This is a genomic window from Halorientalis brevis, assembly GCF_042678165.1.
GTDB lineage: Archaea > Halobacteriota > Halobacteria > Halobacteriales > Haloarculaceae > Halorientalis > Halorientalis brevis.
In genome coordinates this window covers 704363-722057 of sequence record NZ_JBHUDJ010000003.1, presented here as the reverse complement: position 1 = coordinate 722057, position 17695 = coordinate 704363, and the positions used below count along the sequence as shown (strand labels likewise).

Sequence of the window (17695 nt, the reverse complement as noted above, 5' to 3'; positions counted from 1 at the left end):
TGGTCGCCATGCGCTGTGCAATCGGTGACGAACGTCAATACAGGCGGCAATCTTATGTCCATCGTGTAACAATCAAGTGTAACCGAAAGTTCATGAGCGACATATCTCGGTTGCGGGGTGACCGCCGTGGTGCGTCTGAGGTGATCGGGTACGTGATTCTGGTGGGCATCGTGCTCACGTCCGTGTTACTCATCGCCGTCAACGGGTCGACCCTCATCGACGACGCGCAAAACGACGTCAACCACCAGTCCGCCCAGCTGGTGTTGCAGGAACTCGACTCGCGGTTCAGTACGCTCTCGTCGCTATCCGACGTCACGCGGATCAGATTCGATCTCGGTGACACGGCGCCGCGGGATTTGAGCGTGAGGCGGGACGGGGTCATCAACATCACTGTCAACAGGAACGTCAGCCACACGGGGGGACCAGATTGTCAGACCACGGTGAACATCACGTCCATTCGGTACGAGGAGGACCGGGACCAGGTCGTGGGGTACGAGGTCGGTGGGGTCTGGCGAGGGAATCCCGGCGGCGGCACGGTGATGCAGACGAGTCCCGACGTGACGTTCCAGAACGGAACGCTCGACGTCTCGGCGATCAATCTCTCGGGTCGAATCACCCAGAACTCGAACGAGGCGATCCTCAACGAAACTGCCTCGGCCACAGTGACCGCTCGAAAGACCGGCCGCGTGCTCAGCGGGGCCTGCGTCCGTCCGGACAACGTGACGCTGAAAGTCAACGGCAGCATCTTCTATCAGGCCTGGGGCGACTATCTCGAAAGCGAGGTCGGACACGCACGCACCTTCGAGGAGAATCAGACCGCGCTGACGTACGTCCGACAGGACGAACTCTCGGAAGTCGCAAACGACGTCGAAAACAACGTCGTCAACCTGACTACGGACGGTTCTCAGCCCGACTACATGACCGAGAACGGTCCCGGGGCGACGATCAGTGCGAGTGCCACCGACTCGAAGCCGGCACACATCAGCGTCGACAAAGGCGCAGCCAACACCTACACCGTCCAGTATCAGCCGCTCTCGAACTCGACGGCGTTCTCGATCTCGAACAAAACCCAGGTCGTCCAGTCGCTCGCAGAGACCGGCGTGTCATCGGACGCGGTGTTCGTGCTCGACGAGTCCGGGTCGATGCTCAGCAACGATCTGTGTGACTCCTGTGGATCGAGAATGTCGGAGGCAAAGGAGGCCGCAGCCGGGTCGTTGCCCGTCCTCAACACCTCAGACCGCGCCGGCGTGGTCGGCTATTCGGCTTCGGCGCGCATCCTCCGGCCGGAAGACGAACACGGGAACGAACACCTGTTGACGAGTAATATGGGAGACCGGATCACGTCATGGTCTCCGTCAGGCGTCAACGAGAGCATCGCCGCCGTCGGCAACGGGGGGTCGACCTGTATCTACTGTGGACTGAGCAGCGCGCTCCACACGTTGAGCGCCGCCAGCAACCAGACCCGCAATCAGACGGTCGTCCTCCTGACGGACGGGCAAAACAACGTGTATCCGAACAGCGACGTGAAAGACGTCGCCAGACGCGCCGCGGCTCGCAACGTCACGGTCTACACTGTCAGAATCGGCGGCCCAGCGGACGGGTTGCTCAAGAAAATCGCCGACATCACCGGCGGCGAGTACAAGGACACGAGTGATCCGGAGGAGCTCCGAGAGTTCTTCAGGGAATCACTGACGACGACGGTGACTCGGACGCAGATCCGGCGCACCGCTGTCTCGACGAACGCGTCGATCGAGGGCGGGCGCGTGTTCGAGCCGTTCGTCGCAGGCGATACGGACGAGATGGCGACGGGGAACGGCGAGTTCCTGAACGTCAACGATCCCCTCGCGCCCTCGACGTTCAGACACGCGTTCGCCGTCGACGACGGCGAGACGGTGTATCTCAACGCAACTTGGTACGGATGCGGTGACAACCACGACGACGACGGGGACGGCAAGGACGAACCCAACTGGACCGTCACGCCGCTGGTCCAGAACGGCCACCAGGTCGTTCGCTGTAACGATCCCAACGAGGACAACGCCAACAACATCTCCGACGAGAACATCACCGTCTACACTGACGGGTATCTGGCAGGCATCGACAAGGGATCGCCGTCTGGCGGTCCCGGCGGCGATCCCCAGGAGTTCGAGAACATCAGAGGTTCCACGCCGCTCCTGGCGAACGAATCCGCGCCCTGGGAGCAGAACATGACGATGCAGCTCTCGTCGCACCTCGAACGAGAAGTGAACGGAACCCGACTGGACTACCGGCTGAACCTCTCCAGTAACGAGGCGATCGTCGTCTACAACTATAGCGTCGCGAGCGAAGACGACCCGCTCTGGAACCGCCTGGCGCTCATCTACCGAGTCGGCCACTCCGAACAGGAAGCCCGACCGGAGGACATCATCAACATCCGCGTTCGGAACGTCCGGATGCGTGACGCTGGCTGAGCACGCGACCGCGTCGTCGAGAGAATGAACGAACGGACGACCGGTCTCGTGCGCTCGGTTTCAGATAGCCGACCGACGGTGAGCCTGGATGCCACGCTCGCACCTGTCAACGGTGACGAGTCCCTGCGTAACGAGACGCGAAGAACGATGGCAGGTCGTGACCTCGCGACGGTCACCGAACCGAACGCGACGAGCCGTTACCGCACGAACTGGACGTTGATTTCCGTTTCCCGGACGAACACTCGTTCGATGTCGTGACAGCGGACTTCCGTGTCGGACACCTTCTCCCACCCGTCGTCGCTACTCTTGGTGAGGTAACTGACCCACGCCGTGTTGAATTCCGACTCGAACGAGAGGTGAAGATCAGTGACGTTCGTCGAACTGTTCTGTCCGGTCCGGTTGACCGGATAGACGAGGGACGTTCGATTTTCGGAGCCAGTGATTCTGACCGTTCCCGACCCGAGCTGGCGGTCGGTCGAAGTGTTCAGCTGGACGATCGACACGATCGCCTGGTCCTCGCTGCAGGACATCGTCGGCGGGTTGTCGACGATACCTTGCGAGGTCCGGTTGGTGCCCCGGATCGTCGCTCCGTTCTCGTAGAGGAGAACCGTGGAATCGGTCGGGTTCGGCTGCAGTCGTATCTGCCGCGGATACACGGCCGTCTCGAACGAGCCGGTGTTGTCGTGGGTCACCTCGATCGTTACTTTCGTGGTGTTCCTGACCGACAGGTCCCCGTCTCGCAGGTCGATTTCGGCGGTCCGTGACGGCGCCTGGGCCTGCTCGATCTCGTCGAAGTTCTTAGCCATCACGTTGAACGCCTGTTCGGCGTTGTTTTCCTGCTGTGAGTTCCGCACGTCTTCGAGCACGTCGACGCCGAACGTCGAGACGAACCCCACGCTCGCGAGAATGACGAAAAACGCGAGGACGAAGCCGACGAGATCGCTCAGTCCACGTTCGTCTCTCCAACTGGCGGGGACCTGGTCGGCCGTCTCGGACTCGTGTGCGCCGGATACTCGGTTCTTGTCAACCATTGTTTGCGTGTCCTATGTGTCGAGCGTGTACGTCTCCTGCGTGCCGTCGCTGAAGTAGACCGTGAACTCGATTGTCTCGTCGTCCATGTGGACTCTGTCACCGTCGTCGTCCCTGACGTACGCCACCGTGACTTCCGTCTCGTGTCCGCCGTCGATCTGGGCAGCGTCATCGAGTTCGACACGCGTGCCCAGGTCGAAGTCGTCCGAGTAGTGGCCGATGGTTCGCCACCCTTCGTCGAACTCGATCTCTCGCCACGCTCCCCACTCGACCTCCGTCGCGTCGCTACTGCTCGTGACGTCCACTGTCACGTCCTCGACGGAAACGGTGACCGAGCCGGTGTTTTCGAGGTCGAACTGGAGCCATCCGTAGCCGGCGTCCGGACTGCCGTCGAGCTGGACGACTTCGTTCGCATCTGGGGCGACGCGAATCGTTTCCGTGGTCGTGTACGTCGCGCCGGCGTCGTCAGTGACCGTCAGCGTGACCGTGTACCAGCCGGGGGAACTGTACGTGTGCGACGGGTTGGTCCGACTCGGTCCGCTGGCGGTGTCCCCGTCACCGAAGTTCCATTCGTAGTTGGTGATGGACCCGTCGGGATCAGACGCACTCGCCGTGAACTGGATCGTATCTGACGGCTCGGGGTTCGACGGGGAGTAGCCGGTGATCGACACCGTCGGACCAGCGTCCGGACCGACGTCGGTGAACTTACTGGTCACGATCCGCTCGTCGAGCAGGTAGTTGACGCCGATGTCGTAGGTGTCGTCACCGCCCGATTCGACGCCGCGGAACGCGATCTTCGCGTCCGCGTTCGCGGGAATTGTCGGCAGGTCGTCCGGATCGTCTCCGTCGTCGAGACTCGTCCCAGTGAACAGCCCCGTCTCGGGAATGTCGTTCCGTTGTGGGAGATCATCCGCGGAGTACGCCCGTTCGTAGTCGCCGTCATCGTCGGTGTCGATCGCCAACTCCGGACCGGCGTCGTTGTCGATTCTGTCGGTATCGTCGTCGCTGGGGTTCAGGAACAGACTCTCGACGTCGACGGCCCGATCGTGCGTGTTCGTCACGTCGAGCGTAATGGCGTAGCCAGAAGGCGAGCCCACTCGCGTGAGACTGTTCAAGTGGAGACCGGAGATGTTGATGGGTTCGGTGATCGTCGCTGATTCCCCGTCGTCGTCGGTCGCCGTGAACGTGAGCCCGTACACGCCGGCGCTCGCGTACTGGTGTGTGGGCGTGCCGTCTTTCAGGTCGGTCACGTTGGGGTCCGGATCGCGCGAGAACTGGGCAGAGCCGTCGCCCCACTCGATGCTGTAGGTGTCGATCTTCCCGTCGGCGTCGTCCGCTTCGACGACGAAGTCGATCGGCTCGCCGTTCTGCGGGTACTCCGAGGACGTTCGCCGATCGATCCTGATCGACAGGTTCGTCGGTGGGATGTTCTGGAGTTCACGCGCCTCTCCGATGTTGTCTCGCTTGACGTCTTCCCCGATCCCGACTCGCATGTTCGACTCGACGAGGTCGCTCGTGCCAGCGAGTGAGGACCGACCGGACCGCGTCCCGGTGTCGAGCGCGACGAGTTGGAACCGTCCCGGACTGGTCTGATTGATCGCGAGATCGCTGTCGTTCTGGATCGGGACGCGCCGTTCGACGTCGAGTTCGGCGGAGTACACCACGAGGCAGGTCTCGGCAGTGATCGTGTTCGTGTCGCACTCTGGCCCGTGATCTATCCGAACGTCGTAGGACGCCCCGGCGATGCGTTCCTGGTGGGTGGCCCACATCGTCACGTTCGCACGACGGGTACTGAGCCGGTCGAGCTGGGACAGTTCGGAGGCAAGTCGGTTCCCGACCGTCTCCAGGGAATCCTCGGTCACCAACGTCTCCTGGTCGGCCAGATACGTGTTGGCTGCAAAGAGCAGTCCGAGGATCAGAATGCTCGTGATACCGATCGCCAGGGTGTGACTCACCACCGTCGAAACGCCGCGTCGGTCGTCGAGGAAGCGCCTGCTCATGGATAGACACTCACGTTGTGTTGCTGCCAGTAGTCGATCGACGTCGACTGATACGTGGTCGTGATGTTCGCACGCCAGACGATCGGCGACCGACACGGGTCGTGGGGATTCGTTCTGCTCACCCCGAGATCGTCAGCCTGCTGTGGGTCACAGGGACCGAACGGCCCGCTGGACGTGTCCAACGAGCTGTTCGTGACGACGCTGAACTTCCCGAACCCGTGCTCGCCGTCGGCGACGGAGACAGTGTACGGTGGCTCGAGCGTGCGTTCAGGGTCCGTTCGATTGAGAACGCCGTTGAACTCGCAGTCACCAGTGAACGCCTCGCCGGTCATCAGATCGATCAGCACGCGGTTGCCGGACGGATCACACATCACGTCCTGGACGTCCCCGCCGAGGCTGCGCTCCGAACTCACCGCGATCGACTCGCGTTTCCGCTGAATGCCGATCTCGACGGTCTCGGTCCCGTTGTCGAAGGTGACGTTGAACTGGTCCGTCGACGTGTGGCTCGTGTTCAGGTTGAAGACGAATCGGCGAGCGTTAGCGTGATCGTTCGACTCGAAGAGCGTCCAGTCGGAGTCGTTCGCGGCGTCCGTGATCCAACTGTCGTTCGTCTGGACGATCCGGGTCCCCCACGTCGAGCTGTCGTTGTTGTACGAGAGGTTCACGACGGAGATACCGGTTTCAGCGTAGCTCTCGCCGAGCGCACGGCTGTAATTCGAGACGTTGTGGCGGACGTTGCGGCCGATCTGCGGTCCAGTCTGGTTGCGCTGCCAGTGGTTGAGACGAAGGACCAGCGAGCGCGTGTTCCGCTGCGCGCTCGTGCTGAACTTCGTCACCTCGTCCGAGCTTTCGAGCGACTCGCTGGTCGAGAGGTTCTCGGACACCAGCACCGTGTTGATGACGACGACGAGCCCGACGATGACGAGTCCGATCCCGATGGCCGCAGTGAGGACGAGCTGTCCGCGTTCCCGGTCCGAGTCGTCGGCGGCTGTATCAGGGGTCACCATACTGTCAATCGCACCTCCACGACGTTGTACACCGGACCGTCGATGGCGTTGGGAATCGGGTAGTAGCCGCGCTCGTTGTTGGTCTGGTTCGTGTCGTACCGCCAGATTTCGACGCCCGTCGCGTTCGGGGCCGTGAGGGTCATGTTGTCGTACAGCGTCACCGTGTACGTCGCGGTCACCGCGTCGTCCGAGGGTTCACCGCGGTACGCGAACGGGACCGTCCCGGTCCGATTCGAGTCGTTCGTTCGGTATTTGAACACGACGTTGTACGATTGGCCACGCTCCGAGAACGTCGTCGAGAGGAGGTCACCGAACGACCCGGGCGGAGTGGAACTCCCGTACCCGATCCGCTGGTTGACGGAGCCTGCGTACCGTTGGCTGTCCTGTGACCAGTACAGGACGTACTGCTGGAGCCCGAACGTCTCGTTCTGGCCGACAGAAATGAGGATGTCGCTCGCCTCGGTCTGGAGCTGCGTCCGTACCTCCGGATTGACCGATCCGCCCGTCGTCGGCGTGATGACGACGGCCTGCAGTGCGAACACGACCGCGGACAGCACCACGATCGAGCCGACGAGCCCCTCGAGTGTGAACGCCTGCGATCGATCCGTGCGTGTGCGTTTCGTTCTCCGAGACATGATTACCAGACTTTGACCACCAGGCGACAGGCGGGGCGACAAGCGTCGGTCGTTCGATTGCGAAACGTGACGATCCGGGCGCTCGACGCCGCGCTCTGATTCGACGCGGAGTTCGGCGTGGCCATGACGGTCCCGTCGTACGTCACCAATTCGTTGTTGTTGATTGACTTGACAGATATATTTATGTTTGCATTCCTCGGGAGTCCGTACCGAGTCCGGAGCTGGTCTTCAGATTTACTGAGGACGGTTTGCAGCTCCGTGGCGTTCAGCTCGTTTCGTTCAGTCCCTTCCGAGAGGTTCAGGAGGATGGCTCGCCCCACGCGGTCTGCCTGCGCCTTTTCCGCAGAGCCGACACCGGAGGTAAACGGCGTCAGAAAACTCGGGAACAGCCCGAACACGAGCGTGACCGTCACCAGGAACAGGCTGATGCCGAACAGGAAGTCGTGGAGCGTTTGCGCCCGGTCGTCATCGCTCAGCGATCCCGAGCGGCGCGTTCTGGTCGGAGGTTTCGAGGACATTGTTGGGGGAGAGGGTCGTCAGGCCACCGCGATCCAGGTGATCAGTGCGATCGTCGGGAGGATCACCGCAAACTTGACCCCGGAGATGAGATCGACGTCGCGGATGTACCCGGCGATGAACGACGACAGGATCGCCTGCAGCGTCACGGCGTGGAAGAACAGCACCGACAGCAGGTTCGTGTCGACGTTACCGCCGAACTGGCCACCGCCGGCCGCTGCGCCGCCGCCACCGCTCCCTGACGCCTGGTTGGCGAGCCCCGACATCACGTCGAGGAACTGGGTTTTCAGCAGGGCCATGACGCCGAGCAGCGTCAGGTACGTCATGATGATGATGGCGACCTGCATCCGCGTCCGCGACTTGCGCTCGCGGTCGATGTCGTCCTGATTCTCCGAGGCCTGCGCCGCGGTCGTCAGGACGTCCTGAATCTGGCTCGACGCTTCCTGTGCCTTGCTGATGAGCTTGACAGTGCGGGCGAGTCGCGGGATGTGGTACTTGTTGTTGAACTCCCGCATCGCGTCCCTGAGGCTGGTGCCGTAGTTGACCTTCGCGTACATCGTCTCGAACTCGTCGGCCAGTTTCCCCGAAGAGGTCTCGGACACCACCTTCATCGATTCCAGCAGCGTCATCCCGGTGTCGTTAGCACTGGAGAGTTTCCGTAGGTTCTCCGAGAGCTGGCCCACGACGCCCTTCCGAGCGCGGACGTTCCACTCGTAGAAGATCATCAGCGGGACGAAGTTGATGTACAGGGGAACGTACACCCAGAAGAACGTCGACCTGACTGGATGGTCGACGAAGCCCTGCGGCGACAGGGGCGCCATGCCCCACAGCACGGAGATGAGCAGTGCCACGAGCGACAGCGGCACCGTCGCCGCCAGCACGACCGTCGGGTTGTCTCTGAAGAAGAGGTGGGGTTTCGCGAGAATCTCGTTGACTTCGTAGGAGCGTTCCCGGCTCCTGATCTTGTCGAAGACGCCGTACTCGCCCGTGTAGCGCTCGACCAGTCCGAGGTTGAGCACGTCAAGCCCTTCGCGGACGACGACGTCTTCTCGCTTGCCTTCCGGTCGGAGGTAGCCGTCGCCGATCTCGTCCTGCGTGATCGTCGAGACCAACACCAGGAAGCCGATGCCGGTGAGCGGGATCAGTCCGTAGACGGTCCCCAGCAGCAGCATCTGCTTGGAGCTTCCCATCATCGACATGATGACGAGGATGATGATGAGCAGGAGTGGGAACAGCGAGAGCGTCATGTACATCTCGCCGAACAGCTCCATGGTCTCCAGAACCTGCTTTTGCTCCTGCTTGGCCGTTCGCATGTGCTTTTCCTTCTGGTCCTCGAGGAACCCCGTCATGTCACCCCCCGAGTCGACGATCGAGAGCATGTCGGTCAGGAACTGCGCCAGTTCGTCGCTGGGCGTCTGGAGCGCCTGATTCCGGATCGAGGTGCGGTAGTCGGTGTCGAAGTACTCGGTCTCCAGGACGATGGACTGGAACTCCTTGGACACTTCGCCGTACGTGTCGTCCGCCCGTGCCATCGCCTGCAGGATTTCGAGCTGGTTGAGGCCACCGACGGACAGCGCGTACATGAACGAGATGGCGTCCGACAGCAGGACGTTGATCTCGCGTTTGCGCGCTCCGGCACGGAAGTACGGGATCGACACCATCGAGCCGAAGCCGATCCCGAAGCCGATCAGGCCGAAGACGATACCGGTGATGAAGATCAGCAGCGGTACCTTCAGCGTCGTGACGATGGGCGGGATCTGTGACTTGGGCAGCCCGAGAATGACGGGCGCCTCGTCCAGAAAGAGCATGAAGATGGCGTACCCGATCATCGAGCCGATCAGCCACAGCGCGAGGCCGGCGAGAGCACCGACGCCGAGCGCGCGGGAGAGGAACAACTCGACGTTCTGGGGCATACGCGCCTGGGCGAGCTTGTTCTCGACGCCGCTGACGAAGTCGCCCTCCGTGTCGAACATCGACTCGTAGAGGGGATAGAACGTGTCGCCGAGGCTGCCGCCACTACTGATCGACTGGCTGTCGCGAGTATCGAGACTCATCGTTTACTCTCCTTCTTCCATTTCTGTCCCGGCCTTCGTCACGAACTGGCCGAAGTCGATCTCCGTGTCCGTCTCTTGTTCTTCGGTGGCTTCGACGTCGTCCTCGATCTCGATGCCACCCAGCGCCTGGACGATGTCCGGCGTCTCGGTGCTCTTAAACCGGTCGAACATCGGCTGGGCGTTGTCCAGAATCTCGTCGGTCTCCTCCAGCATCTCCTCGCCTGCCTCCGGCCGAGGAACCATCTCCTCTTTCTTCTGGTCGATGTTGATCGAGACCGACTCCATCTCCCGGAGGTCTTCGAGGCTCTCCTCGAGCGCCCCGTGGGCGATGAGAGTGAGAATCGTGTCCGGATCGTTGATGAACGCCTGGATGGTCGCGGCCACCTGCTGATAGGTGTTGATGTTGTTGTTGATGAGGTACGCCAGGACGACTTCGCGTTTGAACAGCTCTTCGTCCAACCGATCCTGGTTCCATCCGCGGTCGAACTTGATGTCTTCCAGCGTGTTGGACTGGCCCATCTGGATGAACGTGTCCGTCTCGGCCTGCCACTGGTAGACGTCCCTGACGTTGATCTCGTCGTGTTCCGCGGAGTACTCGTTGATCTCGGTCAGCGTCTTGTTCCGACGTACCTTGCGCCCGCCCGTCCGCGTCTGGGTCTGGATGGAGACGAGATCCAGCGCCGTGAACAGCGTCTTCGAGACGTTGATCGGTTCCGTGGTAAACCGCTTGATGACCTCGCCAACGGAGTCGGCGTGGAACGTGGTGTAGGTGGTGTGACCCGTCGACATGACCTGGAAGAGGGTCCGACCCTCCTCACCACGGATCTCACCCATCACGATGTAGTCCGGACGTTGGCGCAGTGCGGCCTCCAGCAGGTCGAACTCGTCGACGTCACCGGTGTCGTCTTCACCGAACGACGGTCGAGTGACGCTCGCGACCCAGTTGCGCTGGGGCAGTTCGACCTCGCGGGTGTCCTCGATGGAGACGATTTTTGCGCTCGACGGAATGAAAAGCGACACCGCGTTCAGCGACGTCGTCTTCCCGGACGCGGTACCCCCGGCGAAGATGAGCGACTTGTGGTTCTCGATGCAGAGCCACAGGAACGCCATCTCGTCCAGGGAGAAGGTGTTCCAGTTGATGAGGTCGATCGGCGTGAACGGGACGTCCTTGAACTGACGGATGGTGTAGTTGGTCCCGTGATCGGACACCTCGCGTCCGAGGGTGAGCTGGGCACGCGACCCGTCCGGGAGCGTCGCGTCGACCTGCGGTTGCCGCTTCGAGATGCCTTTCCCTGACCGCTGCGCGAGCTTGACGACGAAGTCGTCCAAGCTCTTCTCGCCGTGTTCGACGTTCGAGATTATCTGTTCGTAGTCGGTGTGATAGACGAACACCCGCGAGTTGTATCCGTCACACGACACGTCCTCCACGTTGATGTCGTGTTTGATGGGGTCGATCTTCGCGAACCCGATGAAGTTCCGCTTGAGAACGTAGAGGAGCTTCTCGACCTGGTACTCGTTCAGCTCGTCCGGGTCCTCTTCGAGCACCGCGGGTTCCGGACGGGCGCTGATCCCGGCGAGGTCGCCGTCGTTTGCGTCGGGTACTTCGACGTCCATCCCGAGCATCTTCTTGAACTCGCCGATCGCACCGAGTTCCGGTTCACCGTCGGAGTCGGGTTCCGGTTCGTCTTCGGACTCCTCGACGGGTTCCGGCGGTTGCGGTTCGGGCGGTTCGACCTCCATCCCGAGCATCTTCTTGAACTCGCCGATCGCGCCGAGTTCAGGTTCTGGCTCGGGTTCGGGCTCCTCGTCTTCGTCGTCGATCGGGGATTCGAAGACCGGCTCCGCGCCGTCCTCGTAGAGGTTGTACCGGTCCATCAACCGCTGGGCTTCGCGCTGGATGACTTTGGCCCGGTCCGCCTCGGTCCCCTCGACGATGACGTCGTCCTCCGAGTACTTGATCGCGGTCTTGAGCTTCCCGGCCAGAAAGTCCTGCAGGTCCGTTTCGATAGAGTTGAGATACGGCTCGATGACGTAGTACTTCTTCTCGTTTTCCTTCTTCGAGTGGAAGATGATGACGCACGCGTAGGGCTTGTTCACCCAGTAGCGTTCGATCTCCTCGAAGTGGGACTTTTTCTCCAGTGGGACGGCTTTCTCGACGTCGTAGCGGTTGACGACCGTCGTCTTGCCGTCGACGGTCGAGAAGAACATGTCCTCGTCTAGATCCTCGTTGACGTTGACCGTCCGCTCGTCGACGATCCCGTGGAGTTCGTCCGCCAGTCCCTGTCCGAAACTGAGCAGCCCCTCGAGGTCGGCAGTCGACATGCCGAGTTCCTCCTCCTTGTCGAAGGGCTTTTTCTCGCCGCCGCTGGTCCGCGGTGCATCACCGTTGGCGTCGTAGTAGTACTCCTGCTTGTAGTGTTCCCACTTGTACGTGTCCTTGACGATCGGGACGTTATCGGGATCGAGAAACTCCTCCCAGGGTTCGTTGACGCCCTTGGCTGCGCTCGCTCCCTGGATGAGCTTGTCCTCGATCTTCCGCGGGTCGAATCCGAGATACTCCGTCCGGTCGAACGGACCACCCGTGTGGAACTCTCGTCTGAAGTCCTCCCACGTGTACTCCCCGACGGACGCGCGTTCGACGCGAGCGAGGAGTTCCTCCGCCTCAGAGTCGCTCCCGAGGCTCTGATCGGATTGGGCCTGCTCGGCGTCGCCCCCGTCTTTGTCATCGGCTGCCATTGCTCAACAGGTTGCTCGTAAGAGGGAAAAAAGGTTGTGGGCGGTTTATCAAATCACACAACCTTCACGTCTTGCGGTTTGACTATTTCACCAACTCTATCCGACCAGTTGAATCACAGACCAGTCGTCAGTAGACATTTTTGTGATATCCGACCAACGGAAGTAGATTCCGCGGACAGACGTCTTTTTAGGGATTCAATATGCGGTATCGGTCGAGTCTCGAACCAAACAAGATGATTCGCTATCAGATTAGATGAGAGACAAGTCGACGCGATAGCCGCCGGTGGCCCTGTGAATTCGAAGTCTGATAATCGGGGTCGAAATCGCGGTACTAACCGTGGAACCGACAGTACAGCAACGGTGAACGCGGGCCGTCAGTCGAGGAACGCTTCGATGCGCGACATCGCCTCTTTGAGTTCGCCCAGTCCCGTCGCGTACGAGACGCGGAGGTGGCCGTCGCCGCCCTCTCCGAAGGCGTTGCCGGGAACGACCGCGACCTTCTCCTCGTGGAGGAGTTCCTCGGCGAACTCGTCGGCGTCGTCCCAGGGACACTCGGGGAACGCGTAGAACGCACCGGCCGCGTCGAAGCAGGACAGGCCCATCTCTTCGAACCGCGAGAGGACGAATTTGCGGCGGCGGTCGTACTGGGTGGTCATCTCCCTGACGTCCTCGTCGCAGTTCTCGAGGGCGTCGAGCGCCGCGTGCTGGGCCGTCGTCGGCGCCGACAGCATCGTGTACTGGTGGACGCGGTTCATCCCCGCGATTGCCTCCGGCGGCCCCATCGCGTACCCGAGGCGGAGACCGGTCATCGCGTAGGCCTTCGAGAAACCGTTGAACACGATGGTCCGTTCGCGCATGCCCGGCAGCGTCGCGATAGAGGTGTGCTCGTGCTCGTAGGTGAGTTCGGAGTAGATCTCGTCCGAGAGGACGATCAGATCGTGTTCGCGACAGAACTCCGCGACCTCCTGGAGTTCGTCGCCCGTCATCGTCGCCCCCGTCGGGTTGTTCGGGTAGCAGTAGACCAGCACCTCGGCGTCGGCCGCACCGCTCTCTTCTAAGACCTCGTAGGTCAGTTTGAACTCGTCTTCGGCGCGGGTCGCCACCGGCAGTGGATCGCCGCCGGCGAAGATAACGCCCGGCACGTACGAGACGTAACTGGGCTGGGCGACGGCCACGGTGTCGCCGGGGTCGACCAGCGCCCGGAACGCCAGGTCGATGGCTTCGCTCGCACCCGCCGTGACGATGATCTCCTCCTCGGGGTCGTAGTCGAGACCGTACCGCTCGTTCTGGTCGCGGGCGATGGCCTCGCGGAGTTCTTTCTTGCCGCGGTTGGCCGTGTAGGAGGTCTGGCCCCGCTCGAGCGACGCGATGGCGGCGTCTCGGGCGCTCCAGGGTGCCGAGAAATCCGGTTCACCGACTCCCAGTGAGATGATGTCGTCCATCTCCTCGGCGAGTTCGAAGAACCGGCGGATGCCCGACGGCGGCACCTGGTCGACGCGATCTGACACCTTCATGGTCACGGTGAGACGGACAGGCGGTCGTCGTCGTGGCCGTCACCGAACTCGATCCCGCTTTCCTTGTAGGATTCCATGACGTAGTGGGTCACGGTCTGGGTGATCTCGGGGACGGGCGCGACCTTGTCGCTGATGAACCGGGACACTTCGCGCATGGAGTCGCCCTCGACCTCCATGTCGAAGTCGTAGTCGCCGCTGACGAGTCGGAGCGACTCGACCTCGGGGAACTTCGCCAGTCGCGCCGCGATGTCGGCGTAGCTGGTCTCGCGGTCGAGGGTGACGTTGAGTTCGACCAGTGCGCGGACCCGTTCCTCGTCCGTCTCGCCCCAGTCGACGACGGCCGTGTACCCGCGAATGACGCCGTCGGCTTCGAGCTCCTCGATCGCTGCCTCGACCTCGCTCTCCGATAGGTCGGTCTGGCGCGCCATGTCCTCGGTGGAGTAGCGCGCATTCTCCCGGAGCAACTCCAGTATCTCAGCGCGACTGCTCATACCTACACGCACCCGAGCGCGGACTAAAGACTTGCTACATGCCGCTCCGATTCCCAGTGGGACCGCCCCTACAGCGCGTCAGTTCTGACGTAAAAGACGATGGCTACCGAGAGCGCGACGGAAAGCGAGAGCCAGAGATCGACGGCCAGCGTGCCGTAGAGTTCGCTCAGCGTCGTCAGCCACAGCAGTTTCACCAGCACGGCTGAGACGCACGACACGCCACCGAACACCACAAGTTGTCGCTTGAGCCACGACCCCGCGAGCGAATCTCGATTCGGCGACATATTCTCGTATTGCCCCCGACCGGGGAAATAGGTATCTCGTCCAGACTGCGACCTCCCGCGCGGCAGCCGCTGTTTACTCGACGGCGACTCAGCGCGCCGAAGGGCTCCTAGGTTTAAGATATCAGCACCCCAACGAACCTGACACTCACATGCAGGGTGATACGACAGCGGAGACGGGATGGGCCTTCGTCGCGGACAACGACGAGGTCGCAACGATCATCAACACTGCCCTCACCATGGAGGAAGGGGAGACGTACAGCCGCTCGGAGCTCGCAGAGATGACCGGGATCGCCCTGAAGACGCTGCATCTCATGGACGACGTCGAACACGTCGTGGAACTCGGGATCTTGGAGAAACACCAATCCGAGGGTGAAGAAGTCGCCTACTCGGTCAACGAAGACAGCACAGTCCTCGAGAAAGCCCGCGAGTTCGGCGACGCCGTCACCGCTGCACAGTCGGACTGAATCCCCTCGCTACTCGTTTTCGCGTTCGCGCAGTTCGAGCCGCCGGATCTTCCCCGTGGTCGTCTGCGGGAGTTCGTCCACGAACTCGATCTCGCGCGGGTACTCGTACTCGGCGAGGTTGTCTCGGACGAGGTCTCGAATCTCCGCGCGCAGGTCGTCGGTCTCACGCGGGGCCTCGGTCGGCTCCACGAACGCTTTGATGATCTCCCCGCGGGTCTCGTCGGGGACGCCGACGACGCCGGCCTGAGCGACCGCCGGGTGTTCGAGGATGGCTTCCTCGACCTCCATCGGACCGACGCGATAGCCCGCAGTGATGATGACGTCGTCCTTGCGCGATTTGAACCAGACGTAGCCGTCCTCGTCTCGTTCGGCGAGGTCGCCGGTGAGGAACCAGTCGCCGACCCGTTTCGCCGCGGTCTTCGCGGGCATGTTCCAGTACTCGTCGAAGAAGACCGACCGGTCGTAGGGACGGAGTGCGATTTCACCCGTCTCTCCCGCGTCGAGGCGCTCGACGTCACCCGCGTCGGCCGCCTCGGGGTCGAGGATCGCCAGGTCGTAGCCCGGCAGGGGTTTGCCCATGCTTCCCGGTTGGGTCTCGAACCACGTCGAGGAGTTCCCGACGGCCAGGTTGAGCTCCGTCTGGCCGTAGAACTCGTTGACCGCCACGTCCGCGAACGCGGTCTCGACCCACTCGACGATCTCTGGCGTCATCGGCTCGCCGGCCGCGGCGAACGTCTCGACCGCCAGGTCGTATTCGTCGGTGGGGTCGTCCACGTCCATCAACATCCGGAGCGCCGTCGGCGGCATGAACGACTGCGTGACGTCGTACTCCTCCAGCAGCGAGAACGCGTCGTCGGCGTCGAATCCCCGGGCGGGGTAGCCGACGATGGTGCCGCCGTGGTGCCAGGTCGCAAACAGCGTCCCACCGAGTGCCGCGCCCCAGGCCCAGTCTGCCGGCGTCCAGACCGTCGCGTCGGGACCGAGTCCCTGGTCGAAGTAGTTGTACGCTGCGGCCGCGCGACCGAGCCAGAGCGCGTGGCTGTGAAGCACGCCCTTCGGCGGGCCGGTCGAGCCGCTGGTGTACATGATGGCGGTGTGGGTGTCGGGCGTCGCGTCGTAGGGCTCGAAACCGACGTCGTCACCGTCCTCGCCCGCCAGCACGTCCTCGAAGGCGCGGACGTCACCCGCGGGGTCGTCGGTCTCGATCTCGACGACGTGCTCCAGGGCCGGGCAGTCGTCGCGGACGGCGTCGATCTCCTCGCGGACGCTCGGGTCGACGACGACGGCCGACGCACCGGCGTCGTCGAGGCGGTACCGGAGCGCGTCCTCGCCGAAGAGGACGGTGAGCGGGATCGACACCGCGCCGAGTTTCCAGTTCGCCAGATGGGTGATGGGGTTCTGGGGTTTCTGCGGCACGACGACGCCGACGCGGTCGCCCGCTTCGATCCCGAGATCGGCGAGGCCCCGTGCGAGCCGGTCCGAGCGGCGGTCCAGGTCACGGTAGCTGTAGGACTCTCGACGACCGTCCGGGTAGGCCTGTTCGAGCGCGATGCGGTCCGGATTGTCCTGTTTCTGCAGGAAATCGACGGCCGGGTTGAACTCGTCGGGCAGGTCCCACGCGAACTCCTCGCGGGCCTGCTCGTGCGTCTCGAACGACGGCATCACCGTCCATGGCATACCCGGAGTGTCACCGCCGCGTCGGTTTCCGTTTTCGGTTGCAGCAAGCGGACCGTCCCGGCGGATCAGCCCCACAACGACCCGGTCGCCGCGAGCGGGAGGGCGGCGCCGGCCGTCACGTCCACGCCCGGGCTGTAGTGGACCAGCGGGTCCTCGGAGGGCGTCTCGAACCCGTTGACTCTGAACAGATCGTTCTCGCGGATAGTGAGTGCGGCCGACTGGAGCGGCCAGGAAGGATGATCGACGGTCCCGACGAACAGGTGGTCGCCGCCGCCGACGTTGGCGTAGAACCGGTAGCGCTCGGTCAGGAACCACGCGAGCGTCCCCGGTTCGGGCTCGTCGGGGTCGCCCCGCGGTCGACAGGTCGCGTCGAAGTCCGTCGGCGGCACGCTGTCGTCCGTTCGGTGACTCCGAATCAGAACGCCGTCGTCGCCCTCCTCGATCTCGATCTCGGCGCGGTAGTACGACAGGCGAAACAGCCGGCGGGCCAGCGCCACGCTCAGAGCGTCGTCGGCGTCCAGGTTGAAGAAGTAGATCCCGGGGCCGGCATCGCCCTGCACGTACGTCCGCAGGTTCAGCTCTGGGAACGACCGGCCGAGCGGGAACCCGCGGGGACGGATGTCTCGCATGTCGAACCCGACGACGCTGAGGTAGGCGTTTCCGTCGAAGGTATCGACCGACAGGTCCGCCGGTAGTTTCGTAGCGACGATCGCTGGATCGATGGCCCAGTGAGCGAACACGACGTCTTCCCAGCGCATCGCCAGCAGTGACGGGCCGGTCATGTCGAGACGTACGGTCCGGACGAGTTTTGACCTATCGGTCGCGACGGAACTGCGTCGAC

14 protein-coding genes are annotated in these 17695 nt (G+C 62.7%); 2 read left to right on the top strand and 12 right to left on the bottom strand.

Annotation, left to right across the window (positions count from 1 at the left end; translation table 11 throughout):
* Nucleotides 1-92: 92 nt before the first annotated feature.
* On the top strand, nucleotides 93-2447 hold the full coding sequence (locus ACFR9U_RS10775) for a vWA domain-containing protein (RefSeq protein ID WP_247373399.1): 2355 nt from the start codon (nucleotides 93-95) through the stop codon (nucleotides 2445-2447).
* 197 nt (nucleotides 2448-2644) lie between these two features.
* Here the strand turns inward: ACFR9U_RS10775 and ACFR9U_RS10770 are convergent, their stop codons facing one another.
* From ACFR9U_RS10770 to ACFR9U_RS10725, 10 genes are all read right to left on the bottom strand, one after another.
* Entirely contained in the window at nucleotides 2645-3478 is an 834-nt protein-coding gene (locus ACFR9U_RS10770; RefSeq protein ID WP_247373401.1) for a DUF7289 family protein, read from the bottom strand.
* 12 nt (nucleotides 3479-3490) lie between these two features.
* Nucleotides 3491-5476, bottom strand: coding sequence for a DUF7266 family protein (locus tag ACFR9U_RS10765; protein WP_247373403.1), 1986 nt, complete (start codon nucleotides 5474-5476; stop codon nucleotides 3491-3493).
* Nucleotides 5473-6483, bottom strand: coding sequence for a DUF7261 family protein (locus tag ACFR9U_RS10760; protein ID WP_247373405.1), 1011 nt, complete (start codon nucleotides 6481-6483; stop codon nucleotides 5473-5475). The genes ACFR9U_RS10765 and ACFR9U_RS10760 overlap by 4 nt, the downstream gene beginning before the upstream one ends.
* A complete protein-coding gene (locus ACFR9U_RS10755; RefSeq protein WP_247373408.1) occupies nucleotides 6477-7118 on the bottom strand; it encodes a DUF7288 family protein in 642 nt (213 codons plus the stop codon). Before ACFR9U_RS10755 ends, ACFR9U_RS10760 begins: the two co-directional genes overlap by 7 nt.
* Before the next feature lie 2 nt (nucleotides 7119-7120).
* Complete coding sequence (locus ACFR9U_RS10750; protein ID WP_247373410.1) at nucleotides 7121-7636, bottom strand: DUF7287 family protein; 516 nt, start codon at nucleotides 7634-7636, stop codon at nucleotides 7121-7123.
* 18 nt (nucleotides 7637-7654) lie between these two features.
* Nucleotides 7655-9688 (bottom strand): type II secretion system F family protein, encoded by a 2034-nt coding sequence (locus ACFR9U_RS10745; RefSeq protein ID WP_247373422.1) that lies wholly within the window; start codon nucleotides 9686-9688, stop codon nucleotides 7655-7657.
* A gap of 3 nt (nucleotides 9689-9691) precedes the next feature.
* Nucleotides 9692-12424, bottom strand: coding sequence for a type II/IV secretion system ATPase subunit (locus ACFR9U_RS10740; protein ID WP_247373435.1), 2733 nt, complete (start codon nucleotides 12422-12424; stop codon nucleotides 9692-9694).
* A gap of 374 nt (nucleotides 12425-12798) precedes the next feature.
* A complete protein-coding gene (locus tag ACFR9U_RS10735) occupies nucleotides 12799-13938 on the bottom strand; it encodes a pyridoxal phosphate-dependent aminotransferase (RefSeq protein ID WP_282593993.1) in 1140 nt (379 codons plus the stop codon).
* A gap of 2 nt (nucleotides 13939-13940) precedes the next feature.
* Nucleotides 13941-14429: an Lrp/AsnC family transcriptional regulator gene (locus ACFR9U_RS10730; protein ID WP_247373449.1), complete on the bottom strand. Its 489-nt coding sequence runs from the start codon at nucleotides 14427-14429 to the stop codon at nucleotides 13941-13943.
* A 68-nt stretch (nucleotides 14430-14497) separates the two neighbouring features.
* A complete protein-coding gene (locus tag ACFR9U_RS10725; RefSeq protein ID WP_247373452.1) occupies nucleotides 14498-14713 on the bottom strand; it encodes a hypothetical protein in 216 nt (71 codons plus the stop codon).
* Nucleotides 14714-14862: 149 nt separating this feature from the next.
* Here ACFR9U_RS10725 and ACFR9U_RS10720 point away from each other — a divergent pair, with 149 nt between their 5' ends.
* On the top strand, nucleotides 14863-15177 hold the full coding sequence (locus ACFR9U_RS10720) for a hypothetical protein (protein ID WP_247373454.1): 315 nt from the start codon (nucleotides 14863-14865) through the stop codon (nucleotides 15175-15177).
* A 9-nt stretch (nucleotides 15178-15186) separates the two neighbouring features.
* Here ACFR9U_RS10720 and ACFR9U_RS10715 read toward each other — a convergent pair whose 3' ends face one another.
* On the bottom strand, nucleotides 15187-16854 hold the full coding sequence (locus ACFR9U_RS10715; protein ID WP_247373456.1) for an acyl-CoA synthetase: 1668 nt from the start codon (nucleotides 16852-16854) through the stop codon (nucleotides 15187-15189).
* Between the two features lie 65 nt (nucleotides 16855-16919).
* Nucleotides 16920-17636 carry a YqjF family protein gene (locus tag ACFR9U_RS10710; RefSeq protein WP_247373458.1) on the bottom strand — a complete coding sequence of 239 codons (717 nt, stop codon included), beginning with the start codon at nucleotides 17634-17636 and terminating at the stop codon, nucleotides 16920-16922.
* Between the last annotated feature and the right edge of the window lie 59 nt (nucleotides 17637-17695).

Bases quoted from the DNA above. Each gene is read 5' to 3' on its own strand.
- ACFR9U_RS10775 (WP_247373399.1), top strand. From the start codon at position 93: ATGAGCGACATATCTCGGTTGCGGGGTGACCGCCGTGGTGCGTCTGAG.
- ACFR9U_RS10770 (WP_247373401.1), bottom strand. From the start codon at position 3,478: ATGGTTGACAAGAACCGAGTATCCGGCGCACACGAGTCCGAGACGGCC.
- ACFR9U_RS10765 (WP_247373403.1), bottom strand. From the start codon at position 5,476: ATGAGCAGGCGCTTCCTCGACGACCGACGCGGCGTTTCGACGGTGGTG.
- ACFR9U_RS10760 (WP_247373405.1), bottom strand. From the start codon at position 6,483: ATGGTGACCCCTGATACAGCCGCCGACGACTCGGACCGGGAACGCGGA.
- ACFR9U_RS10755 (WP_247373408.1), bottom strand. From the start codon at position 7,118: ATGTCTCGGAGAACGAAACGCACACGCACGGATCGATCGCAGGCGTTC.
- ACFR9U_RS10750 (WP_247373410.1), bottom strand. From the start codon at position 7,636: ATGTCCTCGAAACCTCCGACCAGAACGCGCCGCTCGGGATCGCTGAGC.
- ACFR9U_RS10745 (WP_247373422.1), bottom strand. From the start codon at position 9,688: ATGAGTCTCGATACTCGCGACAGCCAGTCGATCAGTAGTGGCGGCAGC.
- ACFR9U_RS10740 (WP_247373435.1), bottom strand. From the start codon at position 12,424: ATGGCAGCCGATGACAAAGACGGGGGCGACGCCGAGCAGGCCCAATCC.
- ACFR9U_RS10735 (WP_282593993.1), bottom strand. From the start codon at position 13,938: ATGAAGGTGTCAGATCGCGTCGACCAGGTGCCGCCGTCGGGCATCCGC.
- ACFR9U_RS10730 (WP_247373449.1), bottom strand. From the start codon at position 14,429: ATGAGCAGTCGCGCTGAGATACTGGAGTTGCTCCGGGAGAATGCGCGC.
- ACFR9U_RS10725 (WP_247373452.1), bottom strand. From the start codon at position 14,713: ATGTCGCCGAATCGAGATTCGCTCGCGGGGTCGTGGCTCAAGCGACAA.
- ACFR9U_RS10720 (WP_247373454.1), top strand. From the start codon at position 14,863: ATGCAGGGTGATACGACAGCGGAGACGGGATGGGCCTTCGTCGCGGAC.
- ACFR9U_RS10715 (WP_247373456.1), bottom strand. From the start codon at position 16,854: ATGCCATGGACGGTGATGCCGTCGTTCGAGACGCACGAGCAGGCCCGC.
- ACFR9U_RS10710 (WP_247373458.1), bottom strand. From the start codon at position 17,636: ATGACCGGCCCGTCACTGCTGGCGATGCGCTGGGAAGACGTCGTGTTC.